Origin of the sequence: Burkholderia guangdongensis (genome assembly GCF_013403875.1) — a bacterium.
Classification (GTDB): Bacteria; Pseudomonadota; Gammaproteobacteria; order Burkholderiales; family Burkholderiaceae; genus Burkholderia; species Burkholderia guangdongensis.
This window is the reverse complement of sequence record NZ_JACBNX010000029.1, coordinates 25,039-44,675: the sequence shown is the minus strand read 5'-3', so window position 1 is coordinate 44,675 and position 19,637 is coordinate 25,039. Positions and strand designations below refer to the sequence as shown.

The window sequence follows — 19,637 nt, the reverse complement described above, 5'->3', positions numbered from 1 at the left end:
GTGTCGTTGGCTGGATCGCTGGTTCGGTAAATAGACGGAGCCAAAAAGGGCATCAAGAATGAAATGGCTTAGAGGCAAGGGGGCCGCTCACGGGGATGATCGCGCAGGCCGGGCCGGCGCGACCATCGACAGGCTGTGTCATCTGTTTTGTTACTACGTCGCGCCGTTGGCGATCGGCATCCTGTCCCTGTTTGTTCTGATGAGTCCCGGTGCGTCGAGCGACAAGCCGGTCGGCACGCCGGTCCCGCTGCGTGTGCTCGCCGATCCGCGCGGCCGGCTCGACGTGGTTGCCGCCGCAGCAGCGCTGAAAGATGCCCCGGAGGTTGAAAAATACGACACGCATCTGAGTGAAACCCCGTTCTGGCTGTCCGTGACGCTCCCCGCTCGCATGGACGACAACACGAAGCCGCCCGCCGATGGGTCGCTGCCGCCCGGCGCCGCGCTGCGAATCTCGGCTCGCCATATCGAACAGATCGTCTGTTACGACGCCGCCACCTTCGAGCCCCTCGGCCGCGTGTCGCGGGGATGGATCGTCTCTGGCGCGCTACAGCGCTCGGGCAGTAGCGTCGCGCTCGGTATCGACGGTCGCGCCGCGGTGCTCTGCCGTGCGTCGTTCAGCGGCCCGGTCGTCGTTCACACGCGGCTCCTGTCCGAGACCGACCAGAAAATCCTCAATGACCGTTTCTACCGCTACAACGGCCTGCTCGAAGGCGGCCTCGCGACGCTCGCGGTGTTCGTGCTGATCGCGGCGGTCATCAACCGCGACTGGGTCTACGTGCTGTTCGCGGGCTGGTTGTTCGGCAATCTGCGGCTCGCGTCGATCTCGATGGGCTGGGACGACATGTGGCTCGGCACGCCGATTCCGCACGACTGGATATCGCTGATCCGCAAAATTACCGTGCCGGTGGAATATATTCTGACCGGCACACTCTTTGCCACGCTGTTTCGCCACGACCTCCCGCGCGTGGGTTTCCAGCGGCTTTTTCGCGCGGTGCTCTGGCTCGGATTCGTGGTGCTCGTCGCGTCGATCGTGCTGCCCGTGCGGCTCTATTTGCCGGTGATGTGGGCGAGCATGAGCGTCGGGATCGCAGTGGGTGTGTTCATGCTGGTGCGGCTGCTGATCGTCGCGCCGTCGCGTACCGCTATCTGGTACGCCGGGGCGCTCGCGGTGGCTTACCTGTCGTTCCTTTCGGAGATCGCGTCGGCGGCGCTCCATGCGCACTTTCTGGTTCCCGCGCTCAACAGCGTGACCTCCGCGCTGATGTCGAGCCTGATGGCCGCGGTCGCGATCGCCGAGCAGATCCGCGCGGAGCGTCAGCAGCGCATGCGCGCGCAGGTCGACCTCAACAACACGTATGCGCTCACGCCCGTCGGCCTGTTCACGCTGAACGCCGATGGCAGTTTCGCGCGCTTCAACCCCGCGCTCGTGGCGATGCTCGGCCTGCGCGACAACGGCGATCGGCACCATTGGGACGACTACTTCGCGCCCGGGAGCTGGAAGGCCATCTATGACGACGCGAGGGTGAGCGGGGCGGTCGAGAGCGAGCTGACGCGCGAGATCGGGGCGCCCGCCGGCACGAAGCCCGTCGGCACGACGCCCGGCGACGCGGCACCGGGCACCGCCCACGCATCGCACCGTTATTACCTGGTGCGCGCCGCGCACGCGGGCACGCAGCTCGAAGGTTCCATTCAGGACGTCACCGAGCGCCAGCAGGCCGTGCACACGTTGCGCTATCTGGCCGATCACGACCCGCTGACGGGCGCGCTGAACCGTCGTGGCATCGATCGCGAGATACGGGAATCCGACGCGCACGCAACGTCCGACGCGCAGCGGCGCGTGATCGGCTATCTGGATCTCGACCGCTTCAAGCTGATCAACGACCTGTTCGGCCATCACGTCGGCGACGAGGTGCTGCGGCAGGTGCGCCAGCGGATGGAGGAGGTGCTCGGGCCGCGCGACCGCGTGGGCCGCATCGGCGGCGACGAGTTCGTGGTGCTGTTCGGCGCGCTGCCGCTCGACGATGCGGCGCAGGTTCTGCAGAACGTCGTCGAGGCCATCAACGCGACGCCGTACCAGATCGGCACGCGCGCGTTCCAGGTGCGCGCGTCGGCGGGCATCATCGAATTGCCGCCGGGGATGCGTGCCGGCGACGGCATTTCCGCGGCGGACGCCGCGTGCCGCGAAGCGAAGCGCAACGGCAACGGGCACGTTGTCGTCTATCGCAGCAACGCGCCGATGTTCGGCGAGCGCGCGCGCGCGCTGAGCCTGATCGAAACGTTCAGCGGCGAGTTGCCGACCGAAGGCCTGTTCGTCGAAATGCAGCCGATCATGTCGACGAAGACGCCGTACGCCGCGCTCGACTTCGAGGTACTGCTGCGCCTGCGCGAGCCGGACGGCACGATCATTCCGCCCGCGCGGGCGATTGCGGCGGCGGAGGCGAACGGCACGATCTCCGCGCTCGACAGCTGGGTGGTGGAGACCGTGCTCGCGTGGATCGAGCGGCACCGCGCGAAGCTGACGAACACGCGTTTCATCGCGGTCAACGTGAGCGGCGCGTCGTTGAACGACGAGCGTTTCGTCGCGGAGATCGGCACGCTGTTCGAACGATACCGGCACGTGGTGCCGATGCTTTGCATCGAGATCACCGAAGGCGTCGCGCTGCACGATCTCGGCAACACGCGCCGGTTCATCGACAGCGTGCAGCGTCTCGGCGCGCGCGTCGCGCTCGACGACTTCGGCGCGGGCTATACGTCGTTCCCGTATTTGCGCGACCTGCCCGCGGATGCGCTGAAGATCGACGGCTGTTTCGTGCGCGACATCACGAGCCTGTCGGCCAACGCGGCGATCGTCGAGGCGGCGATCGGTCTCGCGCGCAATCTCGGGATGCAGAGCATCGCGGAATGGGTCGAGGATGCGGCGACGCTTGAAGAACTGCTGTCGATGGGCGTGGACTACGTGCAGGGGTTCGGCATCGCGCGCCCGCAATCGCCGGAGACGATTCTCGCCGCCAAGTCCGCCGCCGACTTCATCCAGGATCCGGCGATACTCGAATTGATCGGACCGCGGGAAGCGCTGCTGCCGGATGGTTACTATCCGCCGCGGGCGTTGCATTGAGCGCCCCGCGCGGTGGCGGTGTGGCGCGCGGGCGAAGCGGCGTCTTCACCGGCCGGCTAGTGGCCGGTTACTGATCGACTATCGGCCGACTACAGGTCGACTACAGACCGACTACTGACCGACTATCGACGCGTGACGGGCGTGAAACCGTAGCGTGCCAGCACGTCCTGCGCTTGCGGGCTCATCAGATACAGCGCGAGTCGATAAGCGGAGCCGCGCGTGGCGAGGGTCTGCGGCGATTCCAGGACCGTCATCCCGTAGTCGGCGGAGATGCCGAGGTTCGCAGGGAGTTCGACCTGCGTCAGCGCCGGATCGGGCGTCGTATCGTGAGAGCTGCAATAGCCGACGAAGACGTCGATGCGCCGGGTTGCGAGCAGGTATTTCACCGGATTCTGACCGGGTGGAACCTGAGGTGCCACCGGGCCGCCGACCACCTGCTGCGCTTTCGTTTCCAGCATCCGCGCCGCGCCGGGATGAACCGCGTCGGCTCGGGCGAACATCGCCCACGCGTAATCGCCCCCCGGGTCCGCCTTGGGTGTCGACGTGCCGATCTTGATGTTCGGATCGAGCAGTTTATCGAGCAGATTGTCCGTCGTGAGGCCGACGTCCGGGCGCGCCTGAACGCACAGCCGATTTCTGGCGAAGACGACGGTGGGCGAAGCCTTTCCTTCGGCGGTGAGCCGCTGCGGATGCGCCATATTCGCGGAAATGAAAATGTCCGGCGTGGCGGAATGTTCGATCTTGTCCAGCAACAGGCCGGCCGGTCCGGTCACGAGATCGATTTTCTGGCCGGACTCGAGCGTGTACTGATGCGTGATGGCGGCCAGCGCGCCACTCATGCTGCCTGCCGCGTAGATCGTGAGAGGGGGCGTGGCGGGCGCCTGCTGCGCGGAGGCGGCGTCCGCGGTCATGCAGAAAACGAGCGGGAGGATGTGTCGAAGCGGCATGGATTGGGCGTTTTTCGGTGGTCGGCTGAACAAGAACCTCGATTTCGCCCATTTTATCCCGTTGTGTCTCGCTGTATATAGCGAGATGCGTCGCGTCAATCCTGCCGCCGCGGATCGTGCTCCAGCGACGTCGCGACCAATTCGACGAACCGCTCGAGCGCGTCGACCGAGCCGTGCACCGAGTTGTATTCCTGGGTGCCGATCCTCGCTTCCAGCGTGACCGTCAAACCCGATTGGCGTGCGATGTCGAGGATGTCCATGTGGTGCTCCGACATTGACCGAGGCCGATTCCTGATGCGGCGGAACCGGCGAAACCGTACTTTCAGTGTAGCGCCGCGGTTTCGCGCATCAATGGGGCCCGACGGAATGCATCGTTGCGATTCGACCAACGATCGACGCGCCGCGCTGGAACGGCGCTTGCACGCGGCGCGAGTAACGGCAGTGCGTTACCCACTCATCAGGCTCGAGCGTCGATCGCTCGTCAGGCGTGCGCTTCGGTGGCCAGTTGCTCCCGGATGCGCTTCGCATCCCGCTCATAGGTACGCGTCGCGAGCAAATAGCACAGCGCGGCCAGGATCGAGAACGAGGGCATGATCACCATGGCCACGGGCAGCGTCCACCGGTCGGACAGCGCGCCGGCGATGAACGGCCCCGCCGCCAGGCCGAACATGTTCTGAAAGAAGGCCAGCACCGCGCAGCCCGTGGAGCGGAGGCCGGGGTGCACCACGTCGATCACCAGGGCCACCGACGGGCCGGCGGTGCAGGTCATCAGCAGGCCGCCCACGGCGATCCAGGCCAGTTGCAGGCCGGGCGCCAGGGCCAGGCCGGGGCTGCCGAGCGCGGGCATGAGCATGGCCATGGAGAGCAGGCACAGCGCGGCCAGCGTGAACAGCTTGTTGCGTGGCTGGCGGCGGCCTGCGCGATCCACGACCGCCCCCCACAGCATCGCGCCCACCGCGCCGCACAGCACCACCAGCGCGGCGCTGACGGCGGCTTTTGCCGGCGGCAGGCCGTGCGTGCGGTTCAGGTAGCTCGGCAGCCAGGCCCACACTGTGGACAGCACGATGACCTGGGCGGAGGTGCCCAGGCACACCCACAGCATGGTGGGCGCACGGGTCAACGCGCTCACGACGGAGCGGGTCGTGCTGCCCAGGCTCTGCGTGGCCCGGTCGAGCCGGGGAGGGAGCGCCACCGTGCGGTAGTCGCGCACGAAGAGGTAGAGCACCGCGAACACCAGCCCGGGTACGCCCACCACGCCAAACGCGGCGCGCCAGCCCCAGTGCGCGGCGATGATGCCGCCCAGCATCACGCCGAGCACCGAACCGAACGAGCCCGCCGCGAAAAACGCCGCCATCATCGTGGAGCGCATGCGCTCCGGGAAGTGGCTGGCGAGCAGGGCCGAACCCACCGAGCCGTAGCCCGCCTCGCCCACGCCCACCACGGCGCGCGCGGTGAGCAACGGACCATAGCTGCGCGTGAACATGCACGAGATGCAGGACAGGCTCCACGCCATGGCCATCACGAAGATGCTTTTGACGCGGCTGCCCCGGTCGGCCAGCAGTGCAATGGGCAGGGCGCCGATGGCCACGGTGATGGACACGACGGACACCAGCGCGCCGAGCTGCTTGTCCGACAGGCCCCATTCCAGCTTCAGGTGCGGGAATAGCGAGACGATGACCTGCCGGTCGATGTAGTCGAACAGCATCAGCGCCACGGTCATCGCGAATGCGAACCACGCGTGGCGCGAGCCAAAGAGGTAGTGGTCGGGATGTGCCCGCTGAGGGGCGGCCGCGCTCAAGCCCATTGCCATGGTTGTCTCCGTTGTGGGAATGTTTTGGGTGTTGCTTGCATGGCGCCCTCTGCCGCCGGCTTTCCGCCGGCGGCAGAGGGGGGGCATTGGATTACGGCACGAGGATGGTGGAGCCGACCGTCTTGCGCCCTTCGAGCGCACGGTGCGCGTTGGCCGCGTCTTCGAGCGCGAACTCCTGCTGCGGCTCGCTCACGATGTGGCCGGCCAGCACGTGGTCGAACAGCTCCTTGGCCATGTCTAGCATGTGCGGGCGCGGGTGGATGTAGTGGATCATCGCGGGCCGCGTCATCCAGATGGAGCCCTTGGCCGCGAGCAGTTGCGAATCGACGACCACCGAGCCGGACGACGTGCCGTTGCTCACGAAGTGGCCGCGCGGTTGCAGGCAGTTCAGCGAATCCATCAGCGTGTCCTTGCCCACCGAGTCGTAGACCACCTTCACCCCTTTGCCATCCGTCAGCTCCTTCACGCGGTCGACGATGTTTTCGCGCGACGTGACGATGGTGTGCGTGCAGCCGTTGGCTTTGGCGAGGGCGGCTTTTTCGTCGGTGCTCACGGTGCCGATCATGGTCACCCCGAGCGCGCGCGCCCACTGGCAGGCGATCAGGCCCACGCCGCCGGCGGCCGCGTGGTACAGGATGGTTTCGCCGCCGTTCAGCGGGTAGACCTGGCGGAACAGGTACTGAGCCGTCATGCCTTTCATCATCAGCGTGGCGGCGGTGCGGTCGCTGATGCCGTCGGGCAGCGGGATCAGCACGGCGGCCGGCATCACGCGCGCTTCGGAGTACGCGCCCTGCGGGCCGATCAGGTAGCCGACGCGGTCGCCCGGCTTCAGGTAGTCGACGTCCGGCCCGACGGCCTCGACCACGCCCACCGCATCGGAGCCCAGCCCGTTGGGCAGATCCAGCGGATAGCGCCCGGTGCGGAAATAGGTGTCGATGAAGTTCAGCGCAATGAAGCTGTGGCGCACGCGCGCTTCGCCGGGGCCGGGCTCGCCCACCTCGACGTTTTCGAGCTTCAGCACTTCCGGGCCGCCGGTTTCGTAAAAACGTATTGCCTTGACCATGATCGTGTCTCCTTTAAGCCGACAGCTCGGTAATGAACTCATGCGCGCGTGGCCATTCGCCATAGCCGGACGCGGGGTTGAGGTGGCCTACGTTGCCGAGGTCCACCAGGCGGCTGCCCCAGCAGCGCGCCATGTGTTCCACCTGCTCGTAGCGCGCCAGCGGGTCGTTGCGGCTCGCGGCCACGATGCTGGGGAACGGCAGGGGTTGCAGCGGCACGGGGAACCAGCCGCCGTCCCGCAGATCATCCAGTGTCGGGTAGCCGTCGGGCATCGGGCGCTCGAATTCCGGCGGCGCGGCGAGCAGCGCGCCCTTCACGGCGCGGCGCGTGCGCTGCGCCCAGTGCGCGAGCATCACGCAGCCGCCGCTGTGCGCCACGATCACGATCGGGCCGTCGATGGCCTGGGCTTCGCGCTCGATGGCTTCCACCCGCGCCGCGCAGTCCAGCCCTTCACGGGTGCGCCCCATCGGGGGCACGGTGCGCACGCGCGGCAGTTGCGGGGCCAGCAGGGTCTGCCAGTGCGACTCCACGTGGTCGCGCAGGCCGGGGACGATGAGGATGGTGGGCGTGGCGGTGGACATGTTCAGGATACCTTGCGCAGGAAGCCCTGTTGGCGGCCGGGCGCGTTGGGCGCGAAGCCGTTGGCGGCCAGGGTTTCTTCGACCGTGTCGTAGAACACGCCGATCCTGCAGATCTCGCGCGCCTGTTTCGCGGTGGCGATCGGACGGCCGAACTCGCGCGAGATGCGCACCAGCTGCTCGATCTGCTCGACCGTGCTGAACTTCGCGGTACGCGACTGGTTCCACAGGTTGTCCTCGGTGCCGGTGCGCACGTGCAGGCCCATCGCGATGCCCATCATGTTGATCGGCAGCACGTTGAGCACCGAGCTTTCCACCGTCAGCACCGCGCCGTCGGGCACGCCGCGCACGAAGTTGGCCAGCGTGTAGATGTTGGGCGAATCCATGCCGCCGCCGATCGCCACCCAGTTCAGCACCAGCGGGCCTTTGTAGATGCCGCGGCGCATCAGCCGCTCCACCGATTCAAGGCTGTTCTGGTTGTAGCACTGGAACTCGCTCTGGATGCCGGCGGCCGTCAGGCGACGAATGTGCTCCTCGGCCCAGCCCGGCTGCGCGGGCACCGTCATCTCCTTGTAAGCATTGTGCACCACCGGGTCTTCCAGCGAACTGCCTTTCCAGTCCCGGTAGTCGAACTGCTCGAGGAAGTTCATCTGCGACGTGTTGATCGTCACGGTTACCTGGTCGGGCTTCGGATCCAGCTCGGCCAGCATGTGGCGCGTGTCGTCGGAGAGCCACTTGGCCGCCGCGCCCTCGGATTCCGGTGCGAAGCTGATCGAGCCGCCGACCTGGATGATCATGTCCGGCACGCGCGCGCGCACGCCGGCGATCAGCTCGTTGAACTTGGACAGCCGCTTGCTGCCCTTGCCGTCCAGCTCGCGCACGTGCAGGTGCAGCACGGTCGCGCCGGCGTTGTAGCAATCGACGGCCTTCTGGATCTGCTCCTCCATCGTGACGGCGATGTCCTCGGGGAAGTCCGACGGCACATACGACGGCGCGTAGGGGGCGGCCGTAATGATCAGAGGCTGCTGGTTTTCGGGGAACAGGTGCCCGTCGAGGAAGTTCATGAGGTATCTCCGTGATGTGGGGATGCGTGAAACTCAGTACGGCTTGGTGCCGATGATGCCGGCGCGTTCCATCTTTCGGTGGCAGGGCGGGTAGTCCATCACCGCGTAGTGCTGCGTCGCGCGGTTGTCCCAGATCGCAATGTCGCCTTGCTTCCAGCGCCAGCGCACCTGGTATTCGGGGATGGCGGCCTGGCTGATCAGGTACTGGAGCAGGTCGGAGCCGCCGCGCGTGAAGTCCTGCCCCACGCGCACGTTGCCGGGGTTGTGGTAGTTGGTGAAGTGCGTGGTGAAACCGCACACGAACAGCACCTTCTCGCCCGTCTCGGGGTGGGTGCGCACGACGGGGTGCTCGGCGTCGGGGAACTGGGCCTTGAGCGCCAGGCGCTTTTCGATCGGCATCACCGCGCCGAAGGTGGCTTCGATGCTGTGGCGGGCCCGCAGCGGGGCGATCAGGTCCTTCACGTGCTGGGGCAGCTTTTCATAGGCCAGCACCATGTTGGCCCACATGGTGTCGCCACCCACGGGCGGGCATTCGATGCAGCGCAGCACGGCGCCCATTTGCGGGATTTCGCGCCACGTGGTGTCGGCGTGCCAGCCGTTTTCGTAGCGGTCGTTGGGCGAGTCGGGCGACTTGTAGATGCGCACCAGGCCGGGGTTTTCCGGATCGCTGCCGACCACCGGGTGGTCTTCGAGATCGCCGAAGCGGCGGGCGAAGGCCACGTGGTCGGCGCGGGCGATGTCCTGGTTGCGCAGAAACACGACCTTGTGCTTCAGCAAGGCGGCGCGGACTTCGGCAAACAGCGCATCGTCGCGCGCCGCGTCGGCCAGGTTCACGCCGGTGATTTCGGCACCAATGGCGCAGGTGAGTTGTTCAACACGCATTGCTTGTCTCCTTTATTGGTGCCGGGTGTGGATCTGTTGTCCATCCAATAGGCGCCATTCTAGAAATACAGGTGTTTCCTCGCTTTGCATTTCATGCCACCGGTTATACTCTTTGTGCCAGTTTGGGTTTTCCCTCAGAGGTGTCGCAAATGGTGACTTTGGTGCGCGCGGCGGCATTGACCGGCTTTGCCGAAGTCATGCACGCGCTGGGCGGCGACGCGGACAAAGCCCTGCGCCGCGCCGGGCTGCGGCCTGCGCTCGTGCGCGAGCCGGATCAACTCATTGACGCCGCCGTGGCGGCGCAGCTCATCGAAGACGCGGCCGAAGCCGTTCAGTGCGACACGCTGGGCCTGCGCATGGCCGAGTCGCGCCAGCTTTCGCACTTTGGCGTGGTGAGCCTGCTGCTGCTGCACCAGCCCACGCTGCGCGATGTGTTGGCCACGCTGATTGCCTACGCGCATGTGCTCAACGAATCGCTCGCGATCCAGATGGAAGACGCGGAGAGCGTGGTCATCCTGCGCGAAGACATCGTGGCCGCGGGGCCCATGCGGCAGTCCGTCGATCTCGCCATCGGCGTGCTCTATCGCATGTGCGCGGCGCTGCTGCACGAGCGCTGGCGGCCGCAATGCGTGTGCTTTTCCCATTCGGCCCCGCGCGATCTGGCCGTGCACAAAAGACTGTTCGCCTGCCGCCTGGCGTTCGACGCGGAATTCAACGGCATCCTTTGCAAGGCGGCCGATCTGAACGAACCCAACCCGCTGGCCGACCCCGCGCTCGCCCGCTACGCGCAGACGCTGGTGGACGCCCAGGTCAGCGCCCGCGACGCCAGCACGGGCCAGCAGGTGCGCCGCGCCATCTACCTGCTGCTGCCGTCGGGCCGCGCCACCTGCGTGGGCGTGGCGCAAGGGCTGGGCCGCAGCATGCGCACGCTGCAGCGCGCGCTGGATGCCGAGGGGCTGTCGTTCACCATGCTGCTCGACGAGGTACGGCACGACCTTGTCCAGCGTTACCTGGCCAACCCGCACTACGGCATGGGCCAGATTGCGACCATGCTGGGCTACGCGAGCCACAGCGCCTTCACGCGCTGGTTCAGCGCGCAGTTCGGTTGCGCGCCGCAGGCGTGGCGCAACCGCAAGGCGTAGGCGATGGCAAGGGATCTGGATCGTCTGATCCGCGGCGCCAGCCTGAACGGCTATGTCGATCTGGTCAAGACGCTGGGCGTCGACCCGCGGCCGTTGCTGCGCAAGGCGGGCCTTTCGGCACGGCTGCTGCAGGACCCGGAAACGCTGATCTCCAGCGATGCCGTGCGCGAGGCGCTGAACCTGGCCGCGCAGGCTACCGGCGCGGAGGACTTCGCGCTGCGGCTGGCGGCGCGCCGTTCCCTGTCGAACCTGGGTCCCATCAGCCTGGTGTTGCGCGAGGCCGCCACGCCGCGCGAGGCGCTGGATGCGTTGTGCCGATACCGCAAGCTGCTCCACGCTTCGCTGCTCACCCGCGTCGAGGACGACGGGGACAGCACCGTCATCCGTGAAGACCTGCTGTTCAGCGAGGGCCGGCCCACGCGCCAGTCGATGGAACTGGCGGTGGGCGTGATGTTCCGCATCCTCACGGAACTGATCAACCCCGGCTGGCGGCCGCGCAAGGTGTGCTTCACGCACGCGCCGCCGCGGGACATCGCGGCGCACCAGGCCTTCTTTGGCCGCCATGTGGCGTTCGACCAGCCGTTCAACGGTATCGTCTGCGCGGCGGCAGACCTGCTGCGGCCGCGTGGCACGCCCGTCCCCGAACTGGCGCGCTTTGCGCGCGACTACCTGGAATCCGCGCTCCAGCAGCGCGGCAGCCGCGCCAGCGAAACCTGCCGCGAAGTCATCCTGGCCCTGTTGCCCGGTGGGCGTTGCACGGCGGACACGGTGGCCCGGCACCTGCGCGTGGACCGGCGCACGCTGCACCGCCACCTGGCGACCGAGGGGCTGACCTTCAGCGCGCTGCTCGATGAAGTGCGCCGCGAGATCGCCATGCGTCATCTGCGCGGCAGCAACATGCCCGCCGCCGAAGTGGCGCATCTGCTCGGCTTTTCCGCGCTCAGCGGGTTCAGTCATTGGTTTCGTGCGCATTTTGGGTGCAGCGTGACGGAGTGGCGCAAGCAGGCGACTGGCTGACCAGGGCGAACGCCGCCTGACGCCCTCACATGGCGGTCTTGCCGCCATTGAGTTGCAGGATTTGCCCGCTGATGTAGCTGGCCCGTTCGGACGCGATGAACACGATCGCGTCGGCCACTTCTTCCGGCGTGCCCACGCGGCCCATCGGGATGGTGGCGGCCACGGCGCCGATCTTTTCCGCGCCGCCCGCAATGCGGTCCAGCATCTCGGTGGCAATGGGGCCGGGGGCCACCGCATTCACGCGCACGTTGAACGGCGCGGCTTCCAGCGCGCCGGATTTGGTCAATCCCTCCACCGCGTGCTTGCTCGCCACGTACAGCGGGTTCATCGGGTTGCCCCGGCTGCCCATGGTGGACGAGAGGTTGACGATCACGCCGCGCTTTTGCGCCTTCATCACGCGCAACTGGTGCTTCATGCACACCAGGGTGCCGAGCACGTTGGCGTCGAAGGTGGCGGTGTAGGACTCGACCGTCTGCTCGGTGATGGGGCCAGGCTGGCCTTCCGTGCCCGCGCTGTTCACGGCGATGTCGAGCTGACCGAAGCGCGATACGGCGAAGTCCACCAGCTCGCGTACCTGCGCTTCATCGCTGACCTCGGCGCGCACGAACTCGGCTTGCGCGCCCAATGCTTTCAACCGGGCCACCAGCTCGGCCCCCGCGGCGGCATTGCGGCCCGAGCACACCAGCCGGGCGCCTTCGCGGCCGAAGGCCAGCGCGGCGGCGCGGCCAATGCCCGCGGTCGCGCCCGTGATCAATACGACGGATGTCTTCATGGCTACCTCAGAACGAGACGGCCTGGCGGCCTTTGAGTTGCAACATCGCACGCGCTTCATCGGGCGTGGCGACCTGAAGGTTCAGCGACTCGAGCACGGAGACGATGCGCTTCACTTGCTGCGCGTTGTCGGTAGCCAGCTTGCCAGGCCCGTCCCACAGCGAATCCTCCAGCCCCACGCGCACGTTGCCGCCCATCGCGGCGGCCATCGACGCAATCGGAATCTGGCTACGCCCCGCGCCCAGCACCGACCAGTAGTAGTCCTGGCCGAACAGGCGCTCCGCCGTGCGGCGCATGTGCATGACGTCGTCGGGGTGCGTGCCGATGCCGCCGAGCAGGCCGAATACGGTCTGGATGAAGAACGGCGGCTTGAGGATGCCCCGGTCGATGAAATGCGCCGCCGTGTACAGGTGGCTCGTGTCGTAGCACTCGATCTCGAAACGGGTGCCGTTGTCCGCGCACGATTCGAGGATGTAGCGGATTTCCTTGAACGTGTTGCGGAACACCCGGTCTTCGGAGCCTTCGAGGTACGGGCGCTCCCACGCGTGCTGGAACTCCTTGTAGCGCTCGAGCATCGGGTACAGGCCGAAGTTCATCGACCCCATGTTCAGCGATGCCACCTCGGGCTTGAGTTGCAGCGCCGGTTGCAGCCGCTCCTCCACCAGCATGTTCGGCGCGCCGCCCGTGGTGAGGTTGATCACCACGTCCGACTGCGCGGCAATCGCCGGCAGGAACGCGCGGAACAGCTCAGGGTCCTGCGACGGCTGGCCGTTCTCGGGCTTGCGCGCGTGCAGGTGAACGATGGCCGCGCCCGCTTGCGCCGCCGCGATCGACGCCTTGGCGATCTCGTCCGCCGTGATGGGCAGATACGGCGACATGGTCGGCGTGTGGATCGCGCCGGTGACCGCGCAGGTCACGATGACTTTGTTCTGGGGGGCTGCCATGGCAAGGTCTCCTGTCCGTTGGCTCGGGGAGCGGCGTCATCTCACGCTGTGAAGACCTTGCGCAGGTAGCCCTGATTGCCCCCGTTGCGGTTGGGCGCGAAGCCGTTGGCGGCGAGCGACTCTTCCACCGTGTCGTAGAACACGCCGATCTGGCTGATCTCGCGCGCCTCTTTCGCGGTGGCGATCGGGCGGCCGAATTCCTCCGAGATGCGCACCAGTTGTTCGATCTGCGACACCGTGCTGGCCTTGGCCGAGCGCTTCTGGTTCCACAGGCAGTCCTCCGTGCCGCAGCGCACGTGCAGGCCGGCGGCGATGCCCCACATGTTCACGGGCAGCACGTTGCGCACGTTGCTTTCCACGGTGACCACGGCCCCGTCCGGCACCGCGCGGATGAAGTTGGCCAGGCTGTAGAGGCTGGGCGCGTCCATGCCGCCGCCGATCGCCACCCAGTTCATCACCAGCGGGCCCTTGTAGACACCCTTGCGCATCAGCCGCTCCACCGATTCGAAGCTGTTGATGTTGTAGCACTGGAACGCGCTCTGGATGCCCGCCTTGTTCAGGCGGCGGATGTGCTCCTCCACCCAGCCGGGCTGCGAGGGCACGGTCATTTCCTTGTAGGCGTTGAAGATCGCGGGAATTTCGCGCGACGTGCCCTTGAAGTCCGCATCCTCGGCCTGCTCGGTCACGTTCATCTGCGAGGTGTTGACCGTCACCGTCACCTGGTCGGGCACGGGCTCCAGCTCGGCCAGCATGTGACGCGTGTCGTCGGAGAGCCATTTGGCCGCCGCGCCTTCCGTCTCGGGCGCGAAGCTGATCGAGCCGCCCACCTGGATGATCATTTCCGGTACGGCCTTGCGCACGCCGGCGATCAGCTCGTTGAACTTGGACAGGCGCTTGCTGCCCTTGCCGTCGAGCTCGCGCACGTGCAGGTGCAGCACGGTGGCGCCGGCGTTGTAGCAGTCCACCGCTTTCTGGACTTGCTCTTCCATGGTGACCGGAATGTCTTCGGGGAAATCGGACGGCAGCCAGCCCGGCGCGTACGGCGCGGCGGTGATGATCAGGGGCTGCTGGTTTTCGGGGAACAGGTGGCCGTCGAGGAAGTTCATGGTGGTGTTCCAGTGCGGAAGATTGGGGGACGATCTGAATGAAATCGGCTGCCGGCGCTTGTCCGGCAAGCGCCGGCAGCCAGGGTTCTTGATCAATAGGGAATGTCGCCCACGATCCCGGCGCGCTCCATCTTGCGCGGCGCGGGGAAGTAGTCGTTGCACGCGTAGTGCTGCGTGCTGCGGTTGTCCCAGACCACGACGTCGCCCGGCTTCCACGACCAGCGCACCTGGTATTCGGGGATGCTCGCGCGGCTCGTCAGATAGTTCAGCAGCAGCGATGCGCCGGGCGACTTGTCGATGCCGTGGCGCACGTTCTCGGGCGTGCTCCAGTTCACGAAGTGCGAGGTGAAGCCCGCGCCCACGAACAGCACCTTCTCGCCCGTCTCGGGGTGGGTGCGCACCACGGGGTGCTCGGCGGCGGGGTGCTCGGCCACCAGCTTGGCGCGCGCCTCGGGCGTCATCACCGCGCCGAAGCTGTGCTCGATGCTGGCCTTGGCGCGCAGCGGGGCGATCTGCGTCTTGATGTAGTCCGGCAGTTCCTCATACGCCTTCACCATGTTCACCCAGATGGTGTCGCCGCCGATCTCGGGGCATTCGATGCAGCGCAGCACCGCGCCCATGGCGGGGTTGGGCCGCCACAGGCCGTCGCAGTGGTAGGTGTTCTCGTAGCTGTGCGGGTTGTCGCTGCGGTAGATGCGCACCAGCCCGGGGTGGTCGGGGTCGCTGCCGACCACCGGGTGATCTTCCAGCGGGCCGAAGCAGCGCGCGAACGCCACGTGCTCGGCGCGGGTGATGTCCTGCCCGCGGAAGAACAGCACGCGATGTTTCAGGAGCAGATCCTTGACTTGCGCGAACTGCGCCGGATCGCGCGAGACTTCGCCCAGGTGGATTTCGCTGAGTTCAGCGCCAATGGATGGGGTGAGTTGCCGGACTTTCATCGCCGTGTCTCCGCTATGATTTGCCGCAAGTTTGAAACTTTGGGTCGGCACGCGGTTTGCGAATTCGGGACATTGACTTGCGAAATTGGGACATCGCCAAACTGGCGCGAAAAACCTGACCACGTAGCCGGTGACACGAAAGCGCCGACCCGCGCGTTTGCAGCCGACGTCGCCGCTGGACAAGCGCGGTCAGCTTCGAGCATATTGAGTCGTGCGCGCTTCGGAACCCGCGCCTTCCCTGATCAACGAAACCGGACGTTTTAGTTTCTTCTCGAATGGCGGCAAACATGCGACGTGTAGTAGTCCGGCGATCAAGCGTGCACGGGCGGGGCGTTTTTGCGGTGCGACAGCTCCAGGTCGGCGAATGTATCTTCGAATACAAAGGCGAAGTGACGACATGGCGCAAAGCGGTTCGACGGTACGAGTCGCGCAGCGATGAATCGCACACCTTTCTCTTCGGCCTGTCGGACGGCCGGGTCATCGACGGAGCGCGTGGCGGCAACAGCGCCCGGTGGCTGAATCATGCGTGCGCGCCGAACTGCGAAACCGTCGAGATCGACGGGCGCGTGTTCATCCATGCCGCGCGCGACATTCGAATCGGAGATGAACTGTTCATCGACTACGCGCTGGAGGTCGAAGAGAGCGCGACCGACGACGATCGGGCGGCTTACCGCTGCCGGTGTGGTGGGCCCGCCTGCCGTGGCACCATGCTGGGGGGCACGGCAGAGCGAACATGACACGCCAGATGACAAACGAAAATGTGCGCCAACTTGCAGGCGGCTTTCGTTAGAATCTGCTGTCGTCGACGCAAAAAGCATATTTGCATGGGTGCAGCGGTACCAAAAACGCAAATACTGTTCGCGCTGATTCTGTGGTTCATCTCTTACCGGAGGCGAGCGTGCCAGGTTTACTTCCCGATGTCGACCGCGAGGGACTCCTCGAATATTCGGTGGTGTACACCGACCGATCGATCAATCATATGTCGCAGCGCTTTCAAGGCGTCATGCGCGATATCTCCGACGTCCTGAAAAAAGTCTACAACGCGAAGTCGGCCGTCGTCGTTCCGGGCAGCGGGACGTTCGGCATGGAAGCCGTTGCCCGGCAGTTCGCGACGAACAAGAAGTGTCTGGTCATCCGCAATGGCTGGTTCAGTTTCCGCTGGTCGCAGATTTTCGACATGGGCAGCATTCCGTCCGAATCGATGGTGCTGAAGGCGCGTCCGGTCGAACCAGGCAGGCAGGCCGCCTATGCGCCGGCGCCGATCGAAGAGGTGGTCGCCGCGATCCGGGAAAACAAGCCGGATCTGGTCTTTGCGCCGCATGTCGAAACCGCATCCGGGATGATGCTGCCCGATGCCTATTTGCGCGCGGTGTCCGACGCCGTGCATGCGGTCGGCGGCGTGTTCGTGCTGGATTGCATCGCGTCGGGCACGGTCTGGGTCGACATGCAGGCCAGCGGCGTCGACGTGCTGATCAGCGCGCCGCAAAAGGGATGGAGCGCATCACCGTGCTGCGCGCTGGTCATGCTCAGCCCGCTCGCCCGTGAAAGAATCGATGCAACGACCAGCACCAGCTTCGCGTGCGATCTTCGCAAATGGCTGCAGATCATGGAAGCCTACGAGAGCGGCGGGTTCGCGTACCATGCCACGATGCCCACGGACAGTCTTGCGACGCTGCGCGACGTGATGAAGGAAACCGACGCATACGGCTTCGACAAGGTGAGGGCGGAGCAGCTCGACCTCGGCAAGCGCGTTCGCTCGCTCCTGGCTGGCAAGGGTTTCAAAAGCGTGGCGGCCGACGGTTTTCAGGCGCCGGGCGTCGTGGTCAGCTACACGGACGATGACGGCATACGATCCGGCAAGAAGTTCGCCGATGCCGGCTTGCAGATCGCGCCCGGCGTACCGCTGCAATGCGACGAGCCGGAAGATTTCAAGACCTTCCGCGTCGGATTGTTCGGCCTGGACAAACTGCATGACGTCGACGGCGCGGTCGCGAGGCTCGCCAACGCGTTGGACAGCATTCTGTAGATCGCTTTTCCGGAGCACGTGAGCTCCAACTGCGCCCCCTGAACGCCCGGTCTCGGCCGGGCCGCGTCACCGTCATATAGAATGACGCGCTTTGCCCGTACTCCCATGTGGTTCAAAAATCTTCAGCTTCACCGTCTTCCGGCACCTTGGGCCGTGACTCCCGATCAGATGGAAAAATGGCTGGCGCCCCATGCGTTTCAGCCGGGCAGCAGCGTCGAGATGCAGCGCGTCGGATGGGCGTCGCCGCGCGACGACGGCGCGCTCGTGTATTCGATCAACCGGCAGATGCTGCTGATGTTTCGCGCCGAAAAGAAGCTGCTCCCGGCGTCGGTCGTCAATCAGGTGACCAAGGCCCGGGCGCTTGAAGTCGAGGAGCAGCAGGGCTTCAAGCTGGGGCGAAAACAGCTGCGCGAGCTCAAGGAGCAGGTGACCGACGAACTGCTGCCGCGCGCGTTCACCATTCGCCGCGATACGCGCGTGTGGATCGATACGGCGAACGGCTGGCTCGTCATCGATGCGGCTGCGCAGGCGCTGGCCGACGACGTTCGCGGCCTGCTCGTGAAATCGATCGATCAGTTGCCGCTCGCCGGCGTTCACGTCGCGCATTCACCGGTCGCCGCGATGACGGACTGGCTGCTGTCCGGCGAGGCGCCGGGCGGATTCACCGTGGACCAGGACGCCGAGTTGCGCTCGAGCGGCGAGGGCGGCGCCACGGTGCGATACGTCGGCCACGCGCTGGAAGCGAACGACATGCGCCGGCACATCGAAGCCGGCAAACAATGCATGCGCCTCGCGATGACCTGGAACGACCGGATCTCCTTCGTGCTGACGCCATCGCTGACGATCAAGCGTGTGACGCCGCTCGACGTGATCAAGGAGGCGGCGGATCCCACCGCGCAGAACGACGATGAACGCTTCGACTCGGACGTCACGCTGATGACGGGTGAGTTGGCGCGGATGTTGACGGATCTTGTCGATATCCTGGGCGGGGATCAGCAGGACGCGAGTCGTCAGGCGGTGGCGGCCTGAACGCTGCCGGTTGGGCTGGTTCGCGGAGCGTCGCCGGTACTCGCCCGCGAAAATTTGTCCATGAACGCTGCCGGGTACGTCTATAACATCCAAACGGGGCTGTGCTCGGATCATCGATGACCAGCTGCGCGATGTTCACGAAACGCCTGGACGGCATACCGCCCTCCAGGCGTTCGTGGTTGTTGATGCTGGAAGACAACTTGCAACGTCCGTTTTCGTTGAGAGGCAAATATGGACAAGCGATTGAATGACGAAGGGATGGATCTGCTGTTCCGTCAGGCTCGTACCCACAACGGCTGGCTGCCCCAGCCGGTCAGTGATGACACGTTGCGCGCACTCTACGATCTGATGAAGTGGTGTCCAACGAGCGCAAACTGCAGCCCCGCACGTATCCTGTTCCTGCGCACTCAGGAAGCGAAGCAACGACTTCTGCCGGCACTGGCGCCAGGCAATATCGACAAGACGATGAGCGCACCGGTCACTGCCGTCATCGCTTATGACGGCAAGTTCTACGACAAGCTGCCCAAACTCTTCCCGCACGCAGATGCGCGAGCCTGGTTCGCCGACACACCGGAGCTGGCCGAAGTCACGGCACGGCGCAATAGCTCGCTACAAGGGGCTTATTTCATCCTGGCTGCCCGCTCGCTCGGTCTCGATTGCGGGCCGATGTCCGGGTTCGACAACGCAAAAGTCGACCATGAATTTTTCCCTGCGAGCGCGCCGGAGGGTGCCTTCCAGCAGGAGTACTTTCCCGACAGCCACATCAAGTCGAATTTCCTCTGCAATCTGGGCTATGGTGATCCGGCAGCGCTGTTCCCGCGCAGCCCGCGCCTGGATTTTGACGAGGCCTGCAAACTGCTCTGACTCTCGGGGCGCATGAACTTGCGCGCGGCCGCATCGGCATTGGGGTAGAACACCTCGTTGGTGATGGCCGCATGCACCTCGGGACGTTCGATAGTGTTGATCCACTCGAGTGCGGCTTGCGGGTGCGGCGCATCGTTGCCGATTTGCACCGAACGTGCGGGATCGATGAGCCCATCGCGGATCGCCTTGTGGAACATCGTGCCGTGACTGCCGCGCTGACCACGCTCGCCGACGGCCGCGACCGTATCGAACCGTACGGCAATCCCGATTCGGTCATCGTCTTCCGCGCGCCGGAGTATTACCGTCCTGACACGCGCTGAGCATCCGCTCCACATACTGCGC

The 19,637-nt window shown here is 65.7% G+C and carries 19 protein-coding genes; 8 read left to right on the top strand and 11 right to left on the bottom strand.

Translation table 11 applies throughout. From position 1 onward, the window contains the following. The first annotated feature begins 199 nt into the window (after positions 1-199). On the top strand, positions 200-3,115 hold the full coding sequence (locus HZI36_RS24025) for an EAL domain-containing protein (protein ID WP_179405171.1): 2,916 nt from the start codon (positions 200-202) through the stop codon (positions 3,113-3,115). Between the two features lie 122 nt (positions 3,116-3,237). On the opposite strand, the gene HZI36_RS24020 is transcribed toward HZI36_RS24025, so the two are convergent. From HZI36_RS24020 to HZI36_RS23990, 7 genes are all read right to left on the bottom strand, one after another. After that, the gene (locus HZI36_RS24020; RefSeq protein WP_179405170.1) at positions 3,238-4,026 is read right to left on the bottom strand and encodes a substrate-binding domain-containing protein; all 789 of its coding nucleotides are present in this window, start codon (positions 4,024-4,026) and stop codon (positions 3,238-3,240) included. Positions 4,027-4,157: 131 nt separating this feature from the next. Beyond that, positions 4,158-4,322 carry a hypothetical protein gene (locus tag HZI36_RS24015; RefSeq protein ID WP_179405169.1) on the bottom strand — a complete coding sequence of 55 codons (165 nt, stop codon included), beginning with the start codon at positions 4,320-4,322 and terminating at the stop codon, positions 4,158-4,160. Between the two features lie 221 nt (positions 4,323-4,543). Then, on the bottom strand, positions 4,544-5,872 hold the full coding sequence (locus tag HZI36_RS24010) for an MFS transporter (RefSeq protein ID WP_246327203.1): 1,329 nt from the start codon (positions 5,870-5,872) through the stop codon (positions 4,544-4,546). Between the two features lie 91 nt (positions 5,873-5,963). Next, a complete protein-coding gene (locus HZI36_RS24005; RefSeq protein ID WP_179405168.1) occupies positions 5,964-6,935 on the bottom strand; it encodes a quinone oxidoreductase family protein in 972 nt (323 codons plus the stop codon). Positions 6,936-6,948: 13 nt separating this feature from the next. After that, positions 6,949-7,515 (bottom strand): RBBP9/YdeN family alpha/beta hydrolase, encoded by a 567-nt coding sequence (locus HZI36_RS24000; protein WP_179405167.1) that lies wholly within the window; start codon positions 7,513-7,515, stop codon positions 6,949-6,951. Between the two features lie 2 nt (positions 7,516-7,517). After that, positions 7,518-8,576 (bottom strand): beta-keto acid cleavage family enzyme, encoded by a 1,059-nt coding sequence (locus HZI36_RS23995; RefSeq protein WP_179405166.1) that lies wholly within the window; start codon positions 8,574-8,576, stop codon positions 7,518-7,520. 33 nt (positions 8,577-8,609) lie between these two features. Next, the gene (locus tag HZI36_RS23990; RefSeq protein ID WP_179405165.1) at positions 8,610-9,458 is read right to left on the bottom strand and encodes a TauD/TfdA dioxygenase family protein; all 849 of its coding nucleotides are present in this window, start codon (positions 9,456-9,458) and stop codon (positions 8,610-8,612) included. A 149-nt stretch (positions 9,459-9,607) separates the two neighbouring features. Between HZI36_RS23990 and HZI36_RS23985 the strand changes: the two genes are divergently transcribed. Then, positions 9,608-10,600, top strand: coding sequence for an AraC family transcriptional regulator (locus HZI36_RS23985; RefSeq protein ID WP_179405164.1), 993 nt, complete (start codon positions 9,608-9,610; stop codon positions 10,598-10,600). A gap of 3 nt (positions 10,601-10,603) precedes the next feature. Continuing rightward, positions 10,604-11,617: an AraC family transcriptional regulator gene (locus tag HZI36_RS23980; protein WP_179405163.1), complete on the top strand. Its 1,014-nt coding sequence runs from the start codon at positions 10,604-10,606 to the stop codon at positions 11,615-11,617. Positions 11,618-11,642: 25 nt separating this feature from the next. Here HZI36_RS23980 and HZI36_RS23975 read toward each other — a convergent pair whose 3' ends face one another. The 4 genes from HZI36_RS23975 to HZI36_RS23960 all read right to left on the bottom strand — a co-directional run bounded on the left by HZI36_RS23975 (position 11,643) and on the right by HZI36_RS23960 (position 15,376). Then, positions 11,643-12,389: an SDR family NAD(P)-dependent oxidoreductase gene (locus HZI36_RS23975; protein WP_179405162.1), complete on the bottom strand. Its 747-nt coding sequence runs from the start codon at positions 12,387-12,389 to the stop codon at positions 11,643-11,645. A 7-nt stretch (positions 12,390-12,396) separates the two neighbouring features. Continuing rightward, entirely contained in the window at positions 12,397-13,332 is a 936-nt protein-coding gene (gene kce, locus HZI36_RS23970; RefSeq protein WP_179405161.1) for a 3,5-dioxohexanoate:acetyl-CoA acetone transferase, read from the bottom strand. Between the two features lie 41 nt (positions 13,333-13,373). Continuing rightward, positions 13,374-14,438 (bottom strand): beta-keto acid cleavage family enzyme, encoded by a 1,065-nt coding sequence (locus HZI36_RS23965; protein ID WP_179405160.1) that lies wholly within the window; start codon positions 14,436-14,438, stop codon positions 13,374-13,376. 92 nt (positions 14,439-14,530) lie between these two features. Further along, complete coding sequence (locus HZI36_RS23960) at positions 14,531-15,376, bottom strand: TauD/TfdA dioxygenase family protein (RefSeq protein ID WP_179405159.1); 846 nt, start codon at positions 15,374-15,376, stop codon at positions 14,531-14,533. 287 nt (positions 15,377-15,663) lie between these two features. Here HZI36_RS23960 and HZI36_RS23955 point away from each other — a divergent pair, with 287 nt between their 5' ends. The 5 genes from HZI36_RS23955 to HZI36_RS23935 all read left to right on the top strand — a co-directional run bounded on the left by HZI36_RS23955 (position 15,664) and on the right by HZI36_RS23935 (position 19,615). After that, positions 15,664-16,113 carry an SET domain-containing protein gene (locus tag HZI36_RS23955; RefSeq protein ID WP_179405158.1) on the top strand — a complete coding sequence of 150 codons (450 nt, stop codon included), beginning with the start codon at positions 15,664-15,666 and terminating at the stop codon, positions 16,111-16,113. Between the two features lie 161 nt (positions 16,114-16,274). After that, positions 16,275-17,402 (top strand): aminotransferase class V-fold PLP-dependent enzyme, encoded by a 1,128-nt coding sequence (locus HZI36_RS23950; RefSeq protein WP_179405157.1) that lies wholly within the window; start codon positions 16,275-16,277, stop codon positions 17,400-17,402. 105 nt (positions 17,403-17,507) lie between these two features. Next, positions 17,508-18,431 (top strand): recombination-associated protein RdgC, encoded by a 924-nt coding sequence (locus HZI36_RS23945; RefSeq protein ID WP_179405181.1) that lies wholly within the window; start codon positions 17,508-17,510, stop codon positions 18,429-18,431. 231 nt (positions 18,432-18,662) lie between these two features. Continuing rightward, entirely contained in the window at positions 18,663-19,295 is a 633-nt protein-coding gene (locus HZI36_RS23940; protein WP_179405156.1) for a malonic semialdehyde reductase, read from the top strand. 71 nt (positions 19,296-19,366) lie between these two features. Continuing rightward, positions 19,367-19,615 carry a hypothetical protein gene (locus tag HZI36_RS23935; RefSeq protein WP_179405155.1) on the top strand — a complete coding sequence of 83 codons (249 nt, stop codon included), beginning with the start codon at positions 19,367-19,369 and terminating at the stop codon, positions 19,613-19,615. Positions 19,616-19,637: the final 22 nt, after the last annotated feature.